The sequence below is a fragment of the Streptomyces sp. NPDC052701 genome, assembly GCF_040678355.1.
Classification (GTDB): Bacteria; Actinomycetota; Actinomycetes; order Streptomycetales; family Streptomycetaceae; genus Streptomyces.
Map to the genome: position 1 here is coordinate 591,666 of NZ_JBFATO010000001.1, position 15,072 is coordinate 606,737.

The 15,072-nt window shown below is 72.1% G+C and carries 13 protein-coding genes and 2 pseudogenes; 7 read left to right on the top strand and 8 right to left on the bottom strand.

The features are described 5' to 3' along the window. Positions 1-521 precede the first annotated feature (521 nt). The 3 genes from AB0L29_RS02410 (at position 522) to AB0L29_RS02420 (ending at position 3,338) form a co-directional block, all read left to right on the top strand. Entirely contained in the window at positions 522-1,466 is a 945-nt protein-coding gene (locus AB0L29_RS02410) for an RNA polymerase sigma-70 factor (protein ID WP_365822448.1), read from the top strand. Positions 1,467-1,559: 93 nt separating this feature from the next. Continuing rightward, positions 1,560-2,753, top strand: coding sequence for an FAD-dependent oxidoreductase (locus tag AB0L29_RS02415; protein ID WP_365822450.1), 1,194 nt, complete (start codon positions 1,560-1,562; stop codon positions 2,751-2,753). Between the two features lie 276 nt (positions 2,754-3,029). Continuing rightward, positions 3,030-3,338, top strand: a complete 309-nt coding sequence (locus AB0L29_RS02420; RefSeq protein WP_365822452.1) for a DUF6234 family protein — start codon at positions 3,030-3,032, stop codon at positions 3,336-3,338. A 367-nt stretch (positions 3,339-3,705) separates the two neighbouring features. Here AB0L29_RS02420 and AB0L29_RS02425 read toward each other — a convergent pair whose 3' ends face one another. The 3 genes from AB0L29_RS02425 to AB0L29_RS02435 all read right to left on the bottom strand — a co-directional run bounded on the left by AB0L29_RS02425 (position 3,706) and on the right by AB0L29_RS02435 (position 6,233). Next, on the bottom strand, positions 3,706-5,037 hold the full coding sequence (locus tag AB0L29_RS02425) for an Nramp family divalent metal transporter (protein WP_365822454.1): 1,332 nt from the start codon (positions 5,035-5,037) through the stop codon (positions 3,706-3,708). Beyond that, complete coding sequence (locus tag AB0L29_RS02430) at positions 5,030-5,263, bottom strand: hypothetical protein (protein WP_365822456.1); 234 nt, start codon at positions 5,261-5,263, stop codon at positions 5,030-5,032. Before AB0L29_RS02430 ends, AB0L29_RS02425 begins: the two co-directional genes overlap by 8 nt. Before the next feature lie 61 nt (positions 5,264-5,324). Beyond that, positions 5,325-6,233, bottom strand: coding sequence for a manganese catalase family protein (locus AB0L29_RS02435; protein WP_365822458.1), 909 nt, complete (start codon positions 6,231-6,233; stop codon positions 5,325-5,327). A gap of 389 nt (positions 6,234-6,622) precedes the next feature. Here AB0L29_RS02435 and AB0L29_RS02440 point away from each other — a divergent pair, with 389 nt between their 5' ends. Together AB0L29_RS02440 and AB0L29_RS02445 are read left to right on the top strand one after the other, a co-directional pair. Further along, positions 6,623-7,399 carry a BTAD domain-containing putative transcriptional regulator gene (locus AB0L29_RS02440; protein ID WP_365822460.1) on the top strand — a complete coding sequence of 259 codons (777 nt, stop codon included), beginning with the start codon at positions 6,623-6,625 and terminating at the stop codon, positions 7,397-7,399. A 317-nt stretch (positions 7,400-7,716) separates the two neighbouring features. Beyond that, complete coding sequence (locus tag AB0L29_RS02445; protein WP_365822462.1) at positions 7,717-8,259, top strand: putative immunity protein; 543 nt, start codon at positions 7,717-7,719, stop codon at positions 8,257-8,259. A gap of 229 nt (positions 8,260-8,488) precedes the next feature. On the opposite strand, the gene AB0L29_RS02450 is transcribed toward AB0L29_RS02445, so the two are convergent. The 3 genes from AB0L29_RS02450 to AB0L29_RS02460 all read right to left on the bottom strand — a co-directional run bounded on the left by AB0L29_RS02450 (position 8,489) and on the right by AB0L29_RS02460 (position 11,367). Further along, complete coding sequence (locus AB0L29_RS02450) at positions 8,489-9,010, bottom strand: hypothetical protein (protein ID WP_365822464.1); 522 nt, start codon at positions 9,008-9,010, stop codon at positions 8,489-8,491. Between the two features lie 721 nt (positions 9,011-9,731). Further along, positions 9,732-10,169 carry a glutaredoxin domain-containing protein gene (locus AB0L29_RS02455; RefSeq protein WP_365822466.1) on the bottom strand — a complete coding sequence of 146 codons (438 nt, stop codon included), beginning with the start codon at positions 10,167-10,169 and terminating at the stop codon, positions 9,732-9,734. Positions 10,170-10,494: 325 nt separating this feature from the next. After that, positions 10,495-11,367, bottom strand: a complete 873-nt coding sequence (locus tag AB0L29_RS02460; protein WP_365822468.1) for a helix-turn-helix transcriptional regulator — start codon at positions 11,365-11,367, stop codon at positions 10,495-10,497. Positions 11,368-11,530: 163 nt separating this feature from the next. Here AB0L29_RS02460 and AB0L29_RS02465 point away from each other — a divergent pair, with 163 nt between their 5' ends. Together AB0L29_RS02465 and AB0L29_RS02470 are read left to right on the top strand one after the other, a co-directional pair. After that, positions 11,531-12,292, top strand: a complete 762-nt coding sequence (locus AB0L29_RS02465) for an SDR family NAD(P)-dependent oxidoreductase (protein ID WP_365822470.1) — start codon at positions 11,531-11,533, stop codon at positions 12,290-12,292. Positions 12,293-12,697: 405 nt separating this feature from the next. Then, a pseudogene (locus AB0L29_RS02470) lies at positions 12,698-12,850 on the top strand (IS982 family transposase); the annotation flags it as partial. Here the strand turns inward: AB0L29_RS02470 and AB0L29_RS02475 are convergent. Then, positions 12,801-14,054: an acyltransferase gene (locus AB0L29_RS02475; protein ID WP_365822472.1), complete on the bottom strand. Its 1,254-nt coding sequence runs from the start codon at positions 14,052-14,054 to the stop codon at positions 12,801-12,803. The pseudogene AB0L29_RS02470 and the gene AB0L29_RS02475 sit on opposite strands and share 50 nt — an antisense overlap. A 360-nt stretch (positions 14,055-14,414) precedes the next feature. Continuing rightward, a pseudogene (locus AB0L29_RS02480) lies at positions 14,415-14,533 on the bottom strand (IS5/IS1182 family transposase); the annotation flags it as partial. Positions 14,534-15,072 lie beyond the last annotated feature (539 nt).

Consider the following 15,072-nt stretch of genomic DNA (forward strand, 5'->3'; position numbering starts at 1 on the left):
GGGTACGGAACGGGCTGCCTCCGGCCGTTCCCACCGGTCGGCGGGACGGCGCACCGCGCTGGTGCGGCGCCCCGGTCTCGGGAACACGGTCGTTATCCCGCCCCGCCCTGTCCCGTCGCCACGCACACGCATACGACGCGCACCGCGTCCGCGGTCGCCGCCGGCCGCGTCCCACCGCGCGGCTCCCGGCGCATCGATCGCAGCTCCCGGCGCATCGACCGCCGCGGTGATCTCCACCGGATCCGCCCGCGCTGCGGCGTCCTCCGTGCCGCTTCCGCTTGGCGGGCCGCGGCACGGGGCGATGCCCGCGACACCGGCCGGACGAGGCCCGGTTCCCGGAGCGCCGACCGGACGAGGCCCGGTTCCCGGAGCGCCGGCCGGTCGCGTCCGCGGCCGCGGAACCGGTCCCGGGCACCGCGATCCGCTGCGTCCGGAGACCGGACAGCACCGGCCGAGCAGCACCGGTCGAGCAGCGCGGGCCGTACTGCGGGGACCGTCGCGCGGGGGCTAGGATCCGGGCCATGGCCCTGACCGTGAACGACGTGGAGCGGTTCGAGGCCTTCAGGCCCCGCCTGGAGGCCATCGCCTACCGCCTCCTCGGCTCCGCGAGCGAGGCCGAGGACGCCGTGCAGGACACGTTCCTGCGCTGGCAGGCCGCCGACGCCGACCACATCGAGGTCCTCGAGGCCTGGCTGACGAAGGTTCTCACCAACCTGTGCCTCAACCAGCTCACCTCGGCCCGCGCGCGGCGCGAGACCTATGTGGGCCAATGGCTCCCCGAGCCGCTGCTCGCCGGGGACCCGATGCTCGGCCCGGCCGACACCGCCGAACAGCGCGAATCGGTCTCGTACGCCGTTCTCGCCCTGCTGGAGCGTCTCTCCCCCAACGAGCGGGCGGTCTACGTGCTGCGGGAGGCCTTCGGCTACCCGCACCGGGAGATCGCCGAGATCCTCGACATCACCGAGGCCGCCAGCCAGCAGATCTTCCACCGCGCCAAGAAGCACGTCGCGGACGGCAAGGCACGCGTCGAGATCGACGAGGCCGCCGCCCGGCGGATCCTCGACGAGTTCCTCGCGGCCGCCACCAGCGGCCGGACCGAGCCCCTCGTGCGGCTGCTCACCCAGGACGCCGTCTCGATCGGCGACGGCGGAGGGAAGGTCCCGGCCCGCACCAAGGCGTTCGAGGGCGCTCTCGCGGTCGCGACGTTCATGCGGGGCCTGTTCAAACCCGGCAGGGCCAAGCGCGCCCTGGTCGGCGGCTCGCCCGAAATCCACGCCACGACCGCCAACGGCGATCCCGCCGTCGTGGCGGTCCTCGACGGCCGGGTCATCGGCGTCATGTGCCTGGAGGTCACCGCGGAGGGCATCGCCGCCGTCCGCAGCCAGGCCAATCCCGACAAGCTCGACCGCGCGACCCGGCGCTGGGCGGCCTGCGACCACGGCGAACCCCTGTTCCACGCCTTCTGACCCCGATGTGAGGTGCTTCACATCGCGTTCCTGTCAGGAAACGGCGGGCTGCCCGGTTCAGGTGGCGAATCCGCTCAAGACAGGAGCCAGAAAATGCAGCACCGCATCATCGTCCTCGGGGCTGGATACACCGGAGCCGTCGCCGCCGGGCGCCTCGCCAGGCGGCTGCGTCCCGAAGACGTCGCCATCACCCTCGTCAACGCCGAGCCCGACTTCGTCGAGCGCGTCCGGATGCACCAGCTCGCGGTCGGCCAGGACCTCAAGTCCCGCCCCCTCGGGGAGATGTTCGCGGGCACCGGCGTGGAACTGAGGATCGCGAAGGTCACAGGTGTCGACGCCGACCGCAAGGCCGTCGCCGTCCTCGACGCGGACGGTGCCGAAGAGCTGGAGTACGACACCCTCGTGTACGCCCTCGGCAGCGGATGGAACGACCAGGGCGTCCCCGGCGCCGCCGAGCACGGCCACGAGATCGCCGGCCGGCCCGGAGCGCTGCGGTTGCGCGAGCGCCTGGGCCGCCTGGACGCCGGGCAGCCCGTGGTCGTGGTCGGCGGCGGCCTCACCGGCCTGGAGGCCGCGGCCGAGATCGCCGAGGCCCGCCCGGACCTCGACGTCGCCCTCGTCACCCGCGGCGGCCTCGGCGACCGGCTCTCGTCCAAGGGCGGCCGGCACCTGCGGAAGGTCTTCGACAGGCTCGGCATCACCGTGCACGAGCACGCCGACGTCACCGGCGTCGAGGCCGACCGCGTCGCCACCGCCGACGGCACGTCCCTCCCGGCCGCGGTCACCGTGTGGACCACCGGCTTCGCCGTCCACCCGATCGCGAAGGCCACCACCCTGGAGGTCACCGGCACCGGCCGGATCGTGGTCGACCGGACCATGCGTTCGGTCTCGCACCCGGAGGTGTACGCCATCGGCGACGCGGCCCTGGTGAGGGGCCCCGGCGACAAGCCGCTGCGGATGTCGTGCGCCTCGGGCGTTCCCACCGCGTGGCAGGCCGCCGACGCCATCGCGGCGCGCCTGACCGGCGGGAAGCTCCCGAAGGTGCCGATCCGCTACTTCAACCAGTGCATCTCGCTGGGCCGCAGGGAAGGCCTGATCCAGTACGTGACCGCCGACGACCGCGCCGTGCGGGCGGCCCTGACGGGACGGGCCGCCGCCGTCTACAAGGAACTGGTCTGCAAAGGCGCGGCCTGGGGCGTCGCCAACCCGTTGCTCGTGCCGGCCCGACGCCGCCGCGTGGTACGGGAGCCGGACCGGGCGGGCTCGGCGGTCAGGACGCCGGCCTGACCCGCACGGCGGGGCGGACGCCCCCGACGCGGGGGTGCCCGCCCCGCCGCCGGCCCGCGGGGCGGAAACCGACGACGGGCGGCAGCGGGAAGAAGCCGCGGTCGGCCCGCCCTGCGGCATGGGTCCGGCACGCCCACGGGCCGGGCTCGACAAGGCGCCCGCAGCGGTCGTCCGGGTCGCCTGAGTAGGCGTACTCATGCGTGGTGCGGGCCGAGGCCGCATGCTGCGTCCCATGCGCTCGGCGCAGGACGGGCGGGAGCCGGAACGGTGGTGGGAATGAAGAGCGTGGGCAGGCCGTCGGCCGGCCGGCAGGCCGGGGTCGGTGCGGTGCTGTTCCTGGTCGACCTGATGGTGATCGCGTGGTTGCTGTACGGCTACGGGATGACGGGGTGGGCCGACGGCTACGACCAGTCCAATCCACCGGATGCCCCTCGGGCCGCCCGGCAGGCGATGTGGTTCCTGACCGGGGGCGCGGTGGTCACCGGCGGTGGTCTGCTCGCTCTGGGGTGGCGCGTCCCCGGCACGGTGCAGCTGCTGCTCCTGGGCGGTGGGGCGGGGGCGTTCGCCCTCTTCGCCGCACGATGAGCGCGGCCGCGGTGCGCTCGGTCGCCGCACCCGCCGCTTTCCCCACCACCCCGTGAGACGGCCGGCGCTCCCGGGCCGTCCACGCGTCCGTGCGGCCGGCGGTGACCGGGCGGCGTGTCCCTCGGCGGCGACCGGCCGTGCGGGCACCTGCCCGGCCGACGCCCCGCTGCCGGGTGCTTCGCCCTTTCCCCCCCGGGCGCGCCGGCCGTCTCCGGGAGGGGCGACCGTCTCCGGAAGAGGCGGCCCCTTGCGCGCCGGCCGCCCCGGGGAGGGCGGCCCTTGCGCGCCGGCCGGCGCGATCCGCCACGGGGGCCTCCGTCCGGTCCGCCTCGCTGCGACCGGACCGCGCCGGGATCCGCGGTCGGCGTCACGCGGTGAAGGTGCGCACGAGGAGCAGGACGTTGAGCGCGCTGATCACGGTGCTCACCACGACGGCGGCCACCGTGGTGATGCGGCGGTTGACCAGAGCCCCCATGATCCGCTTGCGTGCCGTGAAGATCAGCAGGGGAACGAGCGCGAAGGGGACCCCGAAGGACAGCACGACCTGGCTGAGGACGAGTGCCTGCGTCGGATCGACGCCCAGGGAGAGGACGACCAGGGGCGGTGCCATGGTCACCAGGCGGCGTACCGTCAGCGGGATGCGGCGCCCGAGGAAACCGCGCAGGATGACCTGGCCCGCGAAGGTGCCGACCCCCGAGGAGGCCAACCCGGACGCGAGCAGGGCGAGCGCGAACGCGAACGCGGCGCCGGGGCCCAGGGCACTGCCCAGACCGGCGTGGAAGGCCTCGAGCGTCTCCCGCGTGCCGGTTCCGTGCAGGGCCGCGGCGGCGATGGTGAGCATGCTGGCGTTCACCAGTCCCGCGATGCCGAGCGCGATGAACAGCGCGGAGCGGTGGGCGCGCAGCGCGCGGCGTTTGCGCTCCCAGGAGGACCGGGCGGGGCTGCGCGCCAGCGAGGAGTGGAGATAGATCACGTGCGGCATGACGGTGGCGCCGATCATGCCGGTGGCCAGGAGGATGCTCTGGGTGTCGGCGAAGCGGGGGCGCATGCCGGACAGGGCACCGCTCCACGCACCGGCGGCCGCCGCCTGGTAGACGAAGCCGGCGAGGATGACCAGCAGGAGCGCGGCGGTCACGATCTCGAAGCGGCGCCGTCCCTCGGGAGCGAGGGTCAGCAGCAGCAGCGAGGCGGCCGCGACGATGAAGGCGGCGGGCAGCAGGGGGATGCCGAACAGGATGTGCAGGGCGACGGCGCCGCCGACGAACTCGGCCAGGTCCGTGGCCATCGCGACGAGTTCCGCCTGCAGCCAGAGCGTCCGGTTCAGCGGGCGGGGGGTGTGCGCCCGGCACAGCTGGGGGAGGTCCTTGCCCGTGGCGACGCCCGCTTTGCAGGCGAGGTACTGGACGAACACGGCCATGATGTTCGCGGCGGCGATCACCCACAGCAGCATGGGCCCGTAGCGGGTGCCGGCCGTCATGTTGGTGGCGAAGTTGCCGGGGTCCACGTAGGCGACCGACACGACGAACGCCGGGCCGAGCATCGCCAGGACCATCCGCGGCCGGGAACCGGTCGCGGTCCTCGGTGCCGGCCGGCTCCCGAGGACGGGCTCGGCCACGGGCTCGGCCGTGACGGACGGCGCGCGGGCCGGTGGGGCGAGCGGCGTGTTCGGTACCCGTTCGGTGGAGGCCGGGTCAAGCATGCCGCCTCCCCGGCAGGGGCCCGCCGCGCGGCGGGCCCGGGCGGCGCGCCGCCTTCGCCGACAGCAGCCCCGCGAGGGCGGTGATCAGGAGGACGACGGCCAGGGCCTGGTGCGTAGGGCCGCCGTACAGGAGGCCGACGACGGCGGACAGCGCGTACAGGCCGCTCAGCACGAGGCGGGTCACTGCGTGACGCGGCGGCGCGGAGACGACGGAGTGACGCATCATGGTGCTCCTCTCGGAAGACGGCCGGACCGGGCCCGCCGGCCGGCGGGCCCGGTCCGCGCGCTCAGTCGTCCGGCGTTATCGCGTCCTTGATCTTGCCCTTCAGGCCGGTCTCGGTGCCGAGCACCGGGCCCTTGGGCTCGCCCCGGCTGCCGTCGTAGGTGGCGTACAGCTTCGGGTCGGGCGGCGGGGGCACGGCGAGGTCCCCCAGTGGCTCGGGGGATCGCAGCACGCTGAACTCGTGGTCGCCGTCCGGAGTCGGGCCGCCGGCCCACAGGCCGAGTTCGGACTCGGCCCCGTCGGACAGGTGCCATATCGTCTGAGCGTGTTCGCGGTACTCCACGTCCTCGAACCCGCCCGGGACGACCACGCCCTCGAGGCCGTCCTCGCGCAGTTGCTCGATCGCCGCGAGCCACTGGTTCTGGTGCACGGTGTCGCGGGCGAGGTTGAACTTGAGCATGTCCTTCACGCCCGGGTCGTCGGTCATGTTGTACAGCCGGGCCGTCTGCAGCCGGCTCTGCGCTTCCGCGGCGACGTTGGCGTAGAAGTCGGCGAGCAGGTTGCCGCTGGCGATCGCGTACCGGCCGTTCCAGGGGTAGCCGTTGCTGTCCGCGGGCAGCGCCGCGCCGCCGGCGACGATGGCCTGCTGCGGGTCCATGCCTCCCAGGACCGCGCCGACGGCCGGGTCGGCGGTCGCCATCTTGGTGGTCGCGGTGGCGGGGGCCCCTTCCAGGAGGCGCGCGATCATCGTGGCGAGCATCTCCACGTGACCGATCTCCTCCGTGGCGGTGTCCATGATCAGGTCTTTGTACTTGCCCTGGATGCGGGTGTTCCACCCCTGGAAGAGGTACTGCATCATCACGGACATCTCGCCGTAGGCGCCGCCCACGAGTTCCTGCAGCTTGTGCGCGTACGCCGGGTCCGGCTTCTCCGGCCGGGCCTCGAACTGGAGCTTCTGAGTGTGTCGGAACATGGCGTTCCCCTGATCGCAGGTGCGGTTTCGGCCGAGGCGGGGACAAGTCCGGTGCCGGCGCTCGTCCGCCCGTGCCACGACGCTAGGCCGCCCCCGTCACCGTCACGTGTCCGTGCCTCTACCGGCGATCGCCCCACCGTGTTCGCACAGCCGTACCGGTGGCCCGCGAGCCCCGCCCGGCGGTGGGTCCGCGCCGCCGGGAACCGCGAAAACCGCAGGGCGGCGGCGCGGTGATGCGCCCGTGACGCCGCCCACACGCACAGGGGCCGGATCCGCCCGGCGGGAACCCCGGGAACGGGGACCCGAACGCGGGGCACGTGTGACTCGCGGCATATCGGACAACTCGGACAGTCCTGTCCGTCTCCCGGAAACCACGTGGAGAGCCCGACATGACAGTCATCCCTGTCGACCGCGATCACCCGCCCCGGCCCCGGGCGGAGGTGTCCTTGCTCGGCCGCTTCGCGCTCCGCCTCCCGCACGGACACACCTACCTGGCGCCCACCACGCAGAGGGTGCTGGTGCTGCTCGCGATCCACGCGCAGGGCCTGGCCCGCGGCAGCGCGGCCGCACTGCTCTGGCCGCACCTGCCCGACCGGCGCTCCGCCGCCAGCCTGCGCTCCGCCCTGTGGCGCCTGTCCCGTGCCGGCGGCCCCTGCCAGATGATCGTCTGCGACAGCGAACACCTCCGGCTGGACCAGGACGTCCAGGTCGATCTGCACGCCGCCAACCGCATCGTGCGCGACCTCACCACCCACCAGCTCACCGCCCGGTCGCCGGCGGTGCCGGCCTACCTGCGCCAGGACCTTCTGCCCGACTGGGGCGAGAGCTGGCTGCTCGTGGTGCGCGAGCACTTCCGCCAGACGCGCCTGCACGCCCTGGAGACCTGCAGCAGGCGACTGCGTGAGTCCGGGCAGATGGGCGCGGCCATGGAATTCGCCATGGCCGCACTGGAGGCGGACCCTTTGCGGGAAAGCGCTCACCGCTGCGTGAGCGAGATCCACCTCGCCGAAGGGAACGTCGCCGACGCGCTGCGCTTCTACGACACCTACCGCCGGCAACTGCGCAGCGAACTGGGCCTGGCGCCCACCAGCGGCTACCGCAACCTCCTCGCACCGTTCCTGCGCCGGCCACTGGACCGCGCGCCGGAACCCGGGCACAGAGCGTGAACGCCACGGCCCGCCGCCCCCTGGCCTCGCCCCCTCGCCGCCTCGTCTCCTCGCCCCCTCGCCCCCTCGCCGCCGGACGAGCCGGCGAGGCGCCCTGGCTGGTCCCGCGCCTCCTGTGCTTCCGTCGGCCGCGCACCCCCTTCGCGAGGGAGTCCGGCGCTTTGAGGACGAGTTCCTCCGTCCCGGCCGCCGCCCGGGCTGCTGCAGCCGGGACGTCCGGGAGCTCCGGCGGAGGCCCGCGGTGCGGAACGCCCCGGCGCCCGCGCCCGACGGCGCGACCGGCGATCAGGCAGAACGCCCGTGAGATGCTTTGTCCCATGACGGCGACCGTGTCCGGTGACTTCGAGCTGACCATGGACGAGTTGCGAGTCGTGGCACGCTACGTGGCGGAGACCGCTCAGGAAGTGCTCCCCGTGTTCGAGGACGCCAACCCCGGTGATGCCCGGCCTCGCGCGGCCCTTGACGCCGCATGGGAGTTCGTCAACGACGCGAGGAGGACCAAGCTGCAGCGTGTCACCTCGTTGGACGCGCACCGAGCGGCGAAGGAAGCCGCCACCGAAGCCTCACGTCTCGCCGCGCGAGCCGCCGGCGATGCCGCGTCCGCCGCGTACCTCCACCCGATCGCGAAGGCTCACCAGGTGGGCCACATCCTGCGTGCCGCCGCGAGTGCGGCGCGCATAGCCGAAATCGACGCGGGCGACGATCCCGAGGCCGGGAACAAGGCGATCGAGCGGGCTCGGCAGCGCGCCACACCGGTCCTGATCGACGTTCTCGGCCGGTACCCCCTCGCGCCGGCCGGCAAGGACCGCGTCGCACAGCTGATGACCGCCTTGGACGCTTCCCTGCGCGTGTCACGCTGAGGGACCCCTGCCGAACACCCGACAGCCGGCCCGCTCCACGAACCGCAGGGCCGGACGCCCCGCACGCCGCGTGGACCGGTCCCAGGGCCCCGCCGACGCCCTTGGAGGGGGAGCCCGGTCCCGGCGAGGCATCCGCCCACGAGGCCGGCGCGGTGCCGGATTCGGCGCAAGCCGCGTCGGATGCGTCGGACGGGGTGCCCGGGAAGGCTGAAGCCGACGGCCGTAGCTGCTACTTGATCAGGGCGTTGGCCGCGATGATCACCAGGCCGATCAGCATGTCGGCGAGCCCGGCTCGGAGCGAGGCCGCCCGGCCACGGCCGGCGCCGCGTGCGGTCCACACCCCCCACCCCGCGAGCAGCAAGGTGTTGAGCACCAGCGCCGTGTTCACCGCCTCGGTCTCCGTCCACCAGGAGGGGACCGCGGTCAGCAGCAGCACGACGGTGGGGACAGCCGCCGCGACGACCGGCCACTCGGCGAGCATCGCACGCAGCCCGACCCCGGCACCCTCACGGTCCGCCGACACCCGGTGCGCGACGACGTGGGCGTAGCCGTGGGCGGCCGCGGAGGCGAGGGCGGTGAGCAGGACCCACAGCGCGTCCGATCCCGGGTCGGCCGCCTCGCCGGGGGAGTCGAGCGCGGCCGCCAGCGCACTGGCCAGGACGAGCCCGTACACGCCGCTGAACAGCGTTGTCTCCGACGGCCGCCGACCCGGGGCGGCCGGCCGGGGGAAACGGTGGGCACGGTGGTGCATCGCTACAGCCTCCGCTGGGAGGGTACAGAACACGGCCGTACGGCACGACCCGGAGGATCGGTGCCCGGCCGTGTACGCGGGTCGTGGGTCCGGCTCGACTTCTGTGACGCGGAGAGGAACACCTTCTCCCGGGGCCCGCCCCATTCGCCCGACCCGCGGGATGCCGGGCGTGTCGTGCCGGGGGGCGGGCCGGGGTTCGCCACGGCCCGTCGCCTCGGGACCGCCGGCCACAGCGTCATACTCGTCTCCCGCGGCGCCGAGCACTTGGACGGCCTGACGGCCGAACCGGACCGCGACGGCATCCGGACCCCGCCCGAGCGCCGCGGCCCAGCCGCCGGCGCAGCGCGGGAACCGGGTCGTGGCCTGTACGGTCACGGGGGACTTCCCGGGCAGCCCTTTCGCCGGCCCGAGGTTCCGCTTCGAGTGCGAGGAGTTCGACGAGGACCGCGTGAGGGTTCCGCGCAGCCGGTCTTGAGCGAACAGGAGCGCACCGTGGCGGACGGGTGCCCGGCTCCCCGGTGTTCCCGTTGTTTCCGTGCGGCGTGACCGCTCGGCAGGCGGATGGTGTCCGCGCAACGCGATCGCTTGTCGTTGTGGTCCGTTCCCAGGGATCACCCGGGTGACAGATCATGATGGAGTGGCGCCTCGCCATGAACTGACTGACCGCAAAAGGGAGTTGCCCGATCCGCTGGGTGCCTCTCCGGTAGGGCGAGGTTTCTGATCACGCGGAAGGGGAGAGCTGCCCGCGCACCCATTCGGGATCGGGGTTGGTGTGTGGCCGGCCCGCCACGACCACGGTCGGCACGGTCTCGCTGCCGTCGTTGGCTGCTCTCACCGCTGCGGCTGCTGCCGGGTCGTGCCAGATGTTGACCCAGTGCAACTGGCGGGCGCTGCGGCCCAGCCGGATACGCAGGCGTATGCAGTATCTGCAGCCCGGTCGCCAGTAGACGACCGGCCGGCCGTCGACCGCGCTGCGGCGTTGTGCCTCCCGCGCACCGATCGACCTCGGGAAGATCAGAGGCGAGTTCACGCCGGCGAGCGCCAAGAACGCCAGCAGGAGTGCTGCGGCCGAGCCGGGGCCCCCTTTGAAAATCTGCCCGGTCGCGACGGCCGAGCCGCTGAGCACAAGCAGCATCGGTAAGAGCCAAGCGCGCATCATGGTGACGCAGGCTATCGACGAGTCGAAATGCTCCTCGAACCAGGCCGCCCACCTGAATGTTCGCCGAACACTGAGGCGGCCTTCGTCTGATCGTGTGCTCCGGCCATCGCCACGCTCGGGATGGGCGCCCTGGACGTGTCGGGGACACCGCCGCGACGCCTGGCGGAGCTATCGCGGTACGGGGTGGACGGCAAGGCGTCGTTGCTGCGCCGGCACTCGGACGCGCGGCGGCCGGCCACCACCTGCGGTCGTCCGGGGAGAATTGCCCCGGGCGTGCGAAAGGGTGCGGGCGTTCTGGTTGCGGCGCCGGGACGGCGTGTGTTCGTCAGGGTGTCTTTGGACGCGGGTCGCCCGCCGGTCCGTCGTGTGCTGCGCCGGGGGACTCGGTGTGTGAGAGGGCGGCGAGGAGCCGCAGTTTCTCGTCGCTGTCGCTGTCCTTGTCGGGGTAGTAGACGACGAGGATGACGTCGTCGATGGGGAGTTTGTCGCGGTGGAGGCGTAGTTCACCGACGACGGGATGGTTGACCGTGATCGTGCCTCCGTCGAGACTGCGGACGTCGTGGCGCGCCCACAGGGTGCGAAACCGCTGACTGGACAGTGCGAGTTCTCCGACGAGCTCGACGAACCGGGGATTGTCGGTGTCGTCCCCGATGGTGGTGCGAAGGGCGGCGACGAAATCAGCGGCGGCTTTGGTCCAATCCTGGTGGAAGGCTTGTTCCTCAGGGTCGAGGAAGAGGGAACGCAGCCGGTTCAGGCCGGGCCGCAGCCGGGGGGAGAGCGCGATGGCCATGGGATTGGAAGCCAGGACATCGAACGCGCGCCCTTCGACGAATGCGGGGATCTGAAGGTGGGCCAGCAGTTCGTGCACCCGCGGCGGCACGTGCTCGGGCCGCCTGCGGCGCGGCGCCCTGGGGCGCGCCGCCGCGAGGCCGAGCAGATACGTCCGTTCGATGTCGTCGAGCTGCAGGACGCGCGCGAGTGATTCGAGGACCTGCGGTGAGGGGTTCTTGTCACGGCCCCGTTCCAGGCGCAGGTAGTAGTCGGGGCTGATCCCGGCGAGCAGGGCGACTTCCTCACGGCGCAGGCCGGGCACGCGGCGGTTGCCGCCGGGCGGGAGTCCTGCCTGCGCCGGGGAGACCAGCTCACGCCGGGCACGAAGGTAGCTGCCGAGCCGGTTGCCGGATTCCTCATCCTTCATACCGACACCGTAATGCGGTGCGCGTGTCGCAGAGGGGGCCCCGACAGGACCAGGGAAGACCGGGGCCCTGCCACACCAGGCCGATTCCGCCAAGACTGCGGGAACGTCGCAGTCCGCGCCGGGCCTGAACACGGTCGGCGCCCTGAACTGAAGGAAAGGCCTCGTGGATCTCTCCAACCGCACCGTTCTCATCGTCGGCGGAACCTCGGGTATCGGGCGGGAGCTGGCTCGCCGGTTCGCCGCAGCGGGCAGCACCGTGGCCGTTGGCGGCCGCAGCCCGGAGGCACTCTCGGAACTCGCCGAAGAAGGCTTCGGCACGTTTGATGTCGACGTCACGGAAAGTGTTTCCGTCGAATCTCTTCGTGATGCCGCACTCGCCCGGTACCCCGAGCTGGACACCGTGGTGACCATGTCGGGGGTCATGCTCCTGGAGGACCTGCGCGACCCGGCGCACTTCGAGGCGGCGGCAACGACGATCGACACCAACCTGCTCGGCACCATCCGGGTCATCGACGCCTTCACTCCCCACCTGCTCCAGCGGGGCGCCGGCACCTTCATCACTGTCACCTCCGGAATCGCCTTCCTGCCGTTTCCGCCCATGCCCAGCTACGCCGCCTCGAAGGCCGCAGTGCACGCCTACTCGGAGGCGCTGCGCGCGCAGCTCGACGGCACCGGTGTCGGCGTCGTCGAGCTCGTCCCCCCGGCCGTCGCCACGGCAGGACAGGAAAAGGTGAACCCGCACGCGCTGGCGCTCGACGACTTCGCCACCGAGGTCATGCGCCTGCTCGCGCAGGACCCCACCCCCCACGAGATCCTCGTGAAGGACGTCCTCATGCACCGCTGGGCCGAGCGCGACGGCACCTACGACGACCTCGTCGCACAGCGCTCCCAGGCCCTGGCCATGCTCCCCAGCCGCGAAGGCTGACGCCCTTTCCCCTGGATCGGCGGCCTCATCGCTCATCCCCCGCCACCCGAACGGCCCCGCCCGCGCGGCCCACCCTGCCGGGCAGCGGCAGTCTCAGCGGCGGGTGGTGCGGTACGTGCCGCTCCGGTCTTGATGCGCATGCTGGCCGCCGGGAAGGACGGAGTGCCGGCGACGGCGTGACGAATCGGCTGCAGCGTGGAGAAAGCTCGTCAACCGATGGCGCACGCGGTACCCGTCCGTGGCAGGAATCCCGAAACCCACGGTGGCCGCATACGGATACGGCTCGGCTGAAGCAGGTGATCGACGCGGCTACAGCCGGGCCCGGAACGCCGGGCGAAGCGGATGAAGGCGGATAGGGGCGCGGGGTTCGAGGCGGTCCTCCTCGCCCCGGCCCACCCGTCGCGATCCCTCCGCGAGACCGTCGAACACTGCGACCTGGCCGGCCATGCCGGATACGGCTACTGCCGCAGCCACTCCCGCTTCTTCTGGGGCTTTCGGCTCCACCTCCTCACCACGGCCGAGGGCATGCCCGTGTCCTGGTGTCTGGCGAACCCGAAACCGCCGGAGTCGTCCTCCGGCCCGGTCGGCGTCGAGGCCGGAAGCGGCGTGCCAGCCTCCGGCCCCATGCCTGGCCCGGCGCTTCGATGTAACGGTAGGTCAGCCCGCACAGCGGTAACAGCACGGCGTAGAAGGCCACTTGGAGGGCGAGATTGTCCCGCCGCCACCGGCCGATCGTGCCGTCGGTTACCGCCAGGAGCACCGGATGCACCAGGTAGACCGAGTAACTGATCGTTCCCAGCCCGGTCAGCCGGCGCGGTATCCGCCGGCGGCGCAACGCCAGTCCGACACCGAAGGTGAGCACGGCCAGCAGGAATGCCACGATCCAACCGCGTCGTGTGAAATGCGATCCGTCGCCGTACCCGTACGCGCTCCCCATGGCGCAGCCGGCCACCACGACGGCGGCGCACGCCGCGTACCGCCAGGGGTCCTGACCATGTTCGGCCCGGTAGACGGCGGTGCCGAGGAACATCACGGCAAGGATCACCAGCCCCTCCCACGGGGGGACCGTGCCGTTGAACGGGACCAGGACGAGCGCCAGCGCCCCGCCCAGCACGCCGCCGGACACGCGAAGCGCGGGTGACCCGGCGCTCGCGCAGCAGATGGCGGCCACCATGACGATCGAAGCGAGCGCTACCAGCGGTCCGGTGCCGACCGTTCCGGAGAGGGCAGAGGCCGGAAGCACGCTTCCCGTCATCACGCTCACGGCGGCGAGCACGGCCAGGATGACTGCCGTCGCTGCCGACCGCTGGTGAAGGCGGACCGTGAAGAGAGCAACGACCAGCAGATAGAAGGCCATCTCATAGGAGAGCGTCCACAGGACGAGAAGGAGATTGGGCGTCCCCAGCAGTTCCTGGAGCAGGGTGACGTGGGCTACGGCGACCGTGGCGGCGCTCTGGCCGTCGAAGGACCGGATCTCGGCAAAGCCCAACAGATGGGCGGCCAGGGCCGCGATGACGACGGCCGCCCACAGCGGGTACACGCGGAACAACCGCCCGATCCAGAAAGTCCGGACGCAGCCCCGGCGTTCGAGGGACGCGGGAATGATGTAGCCGCTGACCAGGAAGAACACCATGATGCCGTACCGGCTGGTGTTGAACTGCGGCATCAATTCCCGGCGGAACTCCGCCATGAAGGCGTAGGACGAGTGGTCGAAGACCACGACGAGTGCCGCGATACCGCGCAACGCGTCCAGCCAGCCCAATCGTGACGGGCCGACCGGTGCGACGGGTGAGGGTAATCGTGGCAGCGCAGAGGGTAATCGATGCAGTGCAGAGGGGGTGCAGGTGGAGCTAGTGGGTTCCATGCCCATTTCACGGGCAGGTGATCGTCGATGTTCAGTCGTCTCCCGCGAAATACGACAGTTCGAAGAAACTGGCCTGATAGTTGCGGACGATGCTCCTTCCGGCGCCAACTGGGACAGGCTTCGCCGCGGGAGGGCGAGGGGACGGGCAACACGGCTGGAGCAGGGGGGCGGTGGTCCGGGCGACCGTCAGCCCTTGTCGTTCTCGCGGGATGCCGGTTGGCCTGTCCGACGGGACTGTCCGCAGGTGATGCGCCTGATCTTGAGCGTCAGGCCGAGGTGCTTCTTCGCCCAGGTGGCGAGCTGCCCGGCATAGCCGGAGTCGCCCAGACGATGGTGCTGTCCGGGTGCGTCAGCCGCAGCCGGAACAGGACTTCCTCGACAGGCACTCGGCTCATGCGGCGGAGGCCGGCCATGGGTGCTCGGATGACCGGCCTCCGCCTTGCTCACGGCGGCTTCGTCATGAGGAATGACGGAAGCCGCGGCGAGCGTCTGTGCCCCCGCCGATCTCCGGCATCAGGACCGCCTGGTGCCGGTTCGGGACGTCCAGCTGAGATCGGGTGCGACACCCCGGCTGCGGGGGGAGGCGGCAGCGGCCCGGCACGGCGGTCCGCAAGGCGCCGCGATCCCGAAGTCGCCCGGCCGGGCTCTCAAAGGCATGTGCTCCTCCCATCGCGGTGCTCTGCCCATCAGGCCCGTGCGGGGATGGAAACAGTCGGCCTGGGCCGTGACGTGGGCTCCTGTGCAGCACAGAAGCCGAGTCCGTACGCACGAGGCGATCATCGGTCTGGATCGATCCTGCTGGATTCCCGGCCGAACTGTCAATGATTGTGGACGGTTGAGGCATGGTGCCGGCCGGCACCGGGGTGGAGGGGCCGTGCTGCGCGGGCGGGGACCGGAACCCGCGATCGCAGGATGC

What these genes read in the sequence shown, in the direction of transcription:
- AB0L29_RS02430 (WP_365822456.1), bottom strand. Translation starts at nt 5,263, where the DNA reads ATGATGCGTCACTCCGTCGTCTCCGCGCCGCCGCGTCACGCAGTGACC.
- AB0L29_RS02420 (WP_365822452.1), top strand. Translation starts at nt 3,030, where the DNA reads ATGAAGAGCGTGGGCAGGCCGTCGGCCGGCCGGCAGGCCGGGGTCGGT.
- AB0L29_RS02445 (WP_365822462.1), top strand. Translation starts at nt 7,717, where the DNA reads ATGACGGCGACCGTGTCCGGTGACTTCGAGCTGACCATGGACGAGTTG.
- AB0L29_RS02455 (WP_365822466.1), bottom strand. Translation starts at nt 10,169, where the DNA reads ATGATGCGCGCTTGGCTCTTACCGATGCTGCTTGTGCTCAGCGGCTCG.
- AB0L29_RS02440 (WP_365822460.1), top strand. Translation starts at nt 6,623, where the DNA reads ATGACAGTCATCCCTGTCGACCGCGATCACCCGCCCCGGCCCCGGGCG.
- AB0L29_RS02425 (WP_365822454.1), bottom strand. Translation starts at nt 5,037, where the DNA reads ATGCTTGACCCGGCCTCCACCGAACGGGTACCGAACACGCCGCTCGCC.
- AB0L29_RS02435 (WP_365822458.1), bottom strand. Translation starts at nt 6,233, where the DNA reads ATGTTCCGACACACTCAGAAGCTCCAGTTCGAGGCCCGGCCGGAGAAG.
- AB0L29_RS02415 (WP_365822450.1), top strand. Translation starts at nt 1,560, where the DNA reads ATGCAGCACCGCATCATCGTCCTCGGGGCTGGATACACCGGAGCCGTC.
- AB0L29_RS02460 (WP_365822468.1), bottom strand. Translation starts at nt 11,367, where the DNA reads ATGAAGGATGAGGAATCCGGCAACCGGCTCGGCAGCTACCTTCGTGCC.
- AB0L29_RS02450 (WP_365822464.1), bottom strand. Translation starts at nt 9,010, where the DNA reads ATGCACCACCGTGCCCACCGTTTCCCCCGGCCGGCCGCCCCGGGTCGG.
- AB0L29_RS02410 (WP_365822448.1), top strand. Translation starts at nt 522, where the DNA reads ATGGCCCTGACCGTGAACGACGTGGAGCGGTTCGAGGCCTTCAGGCCC.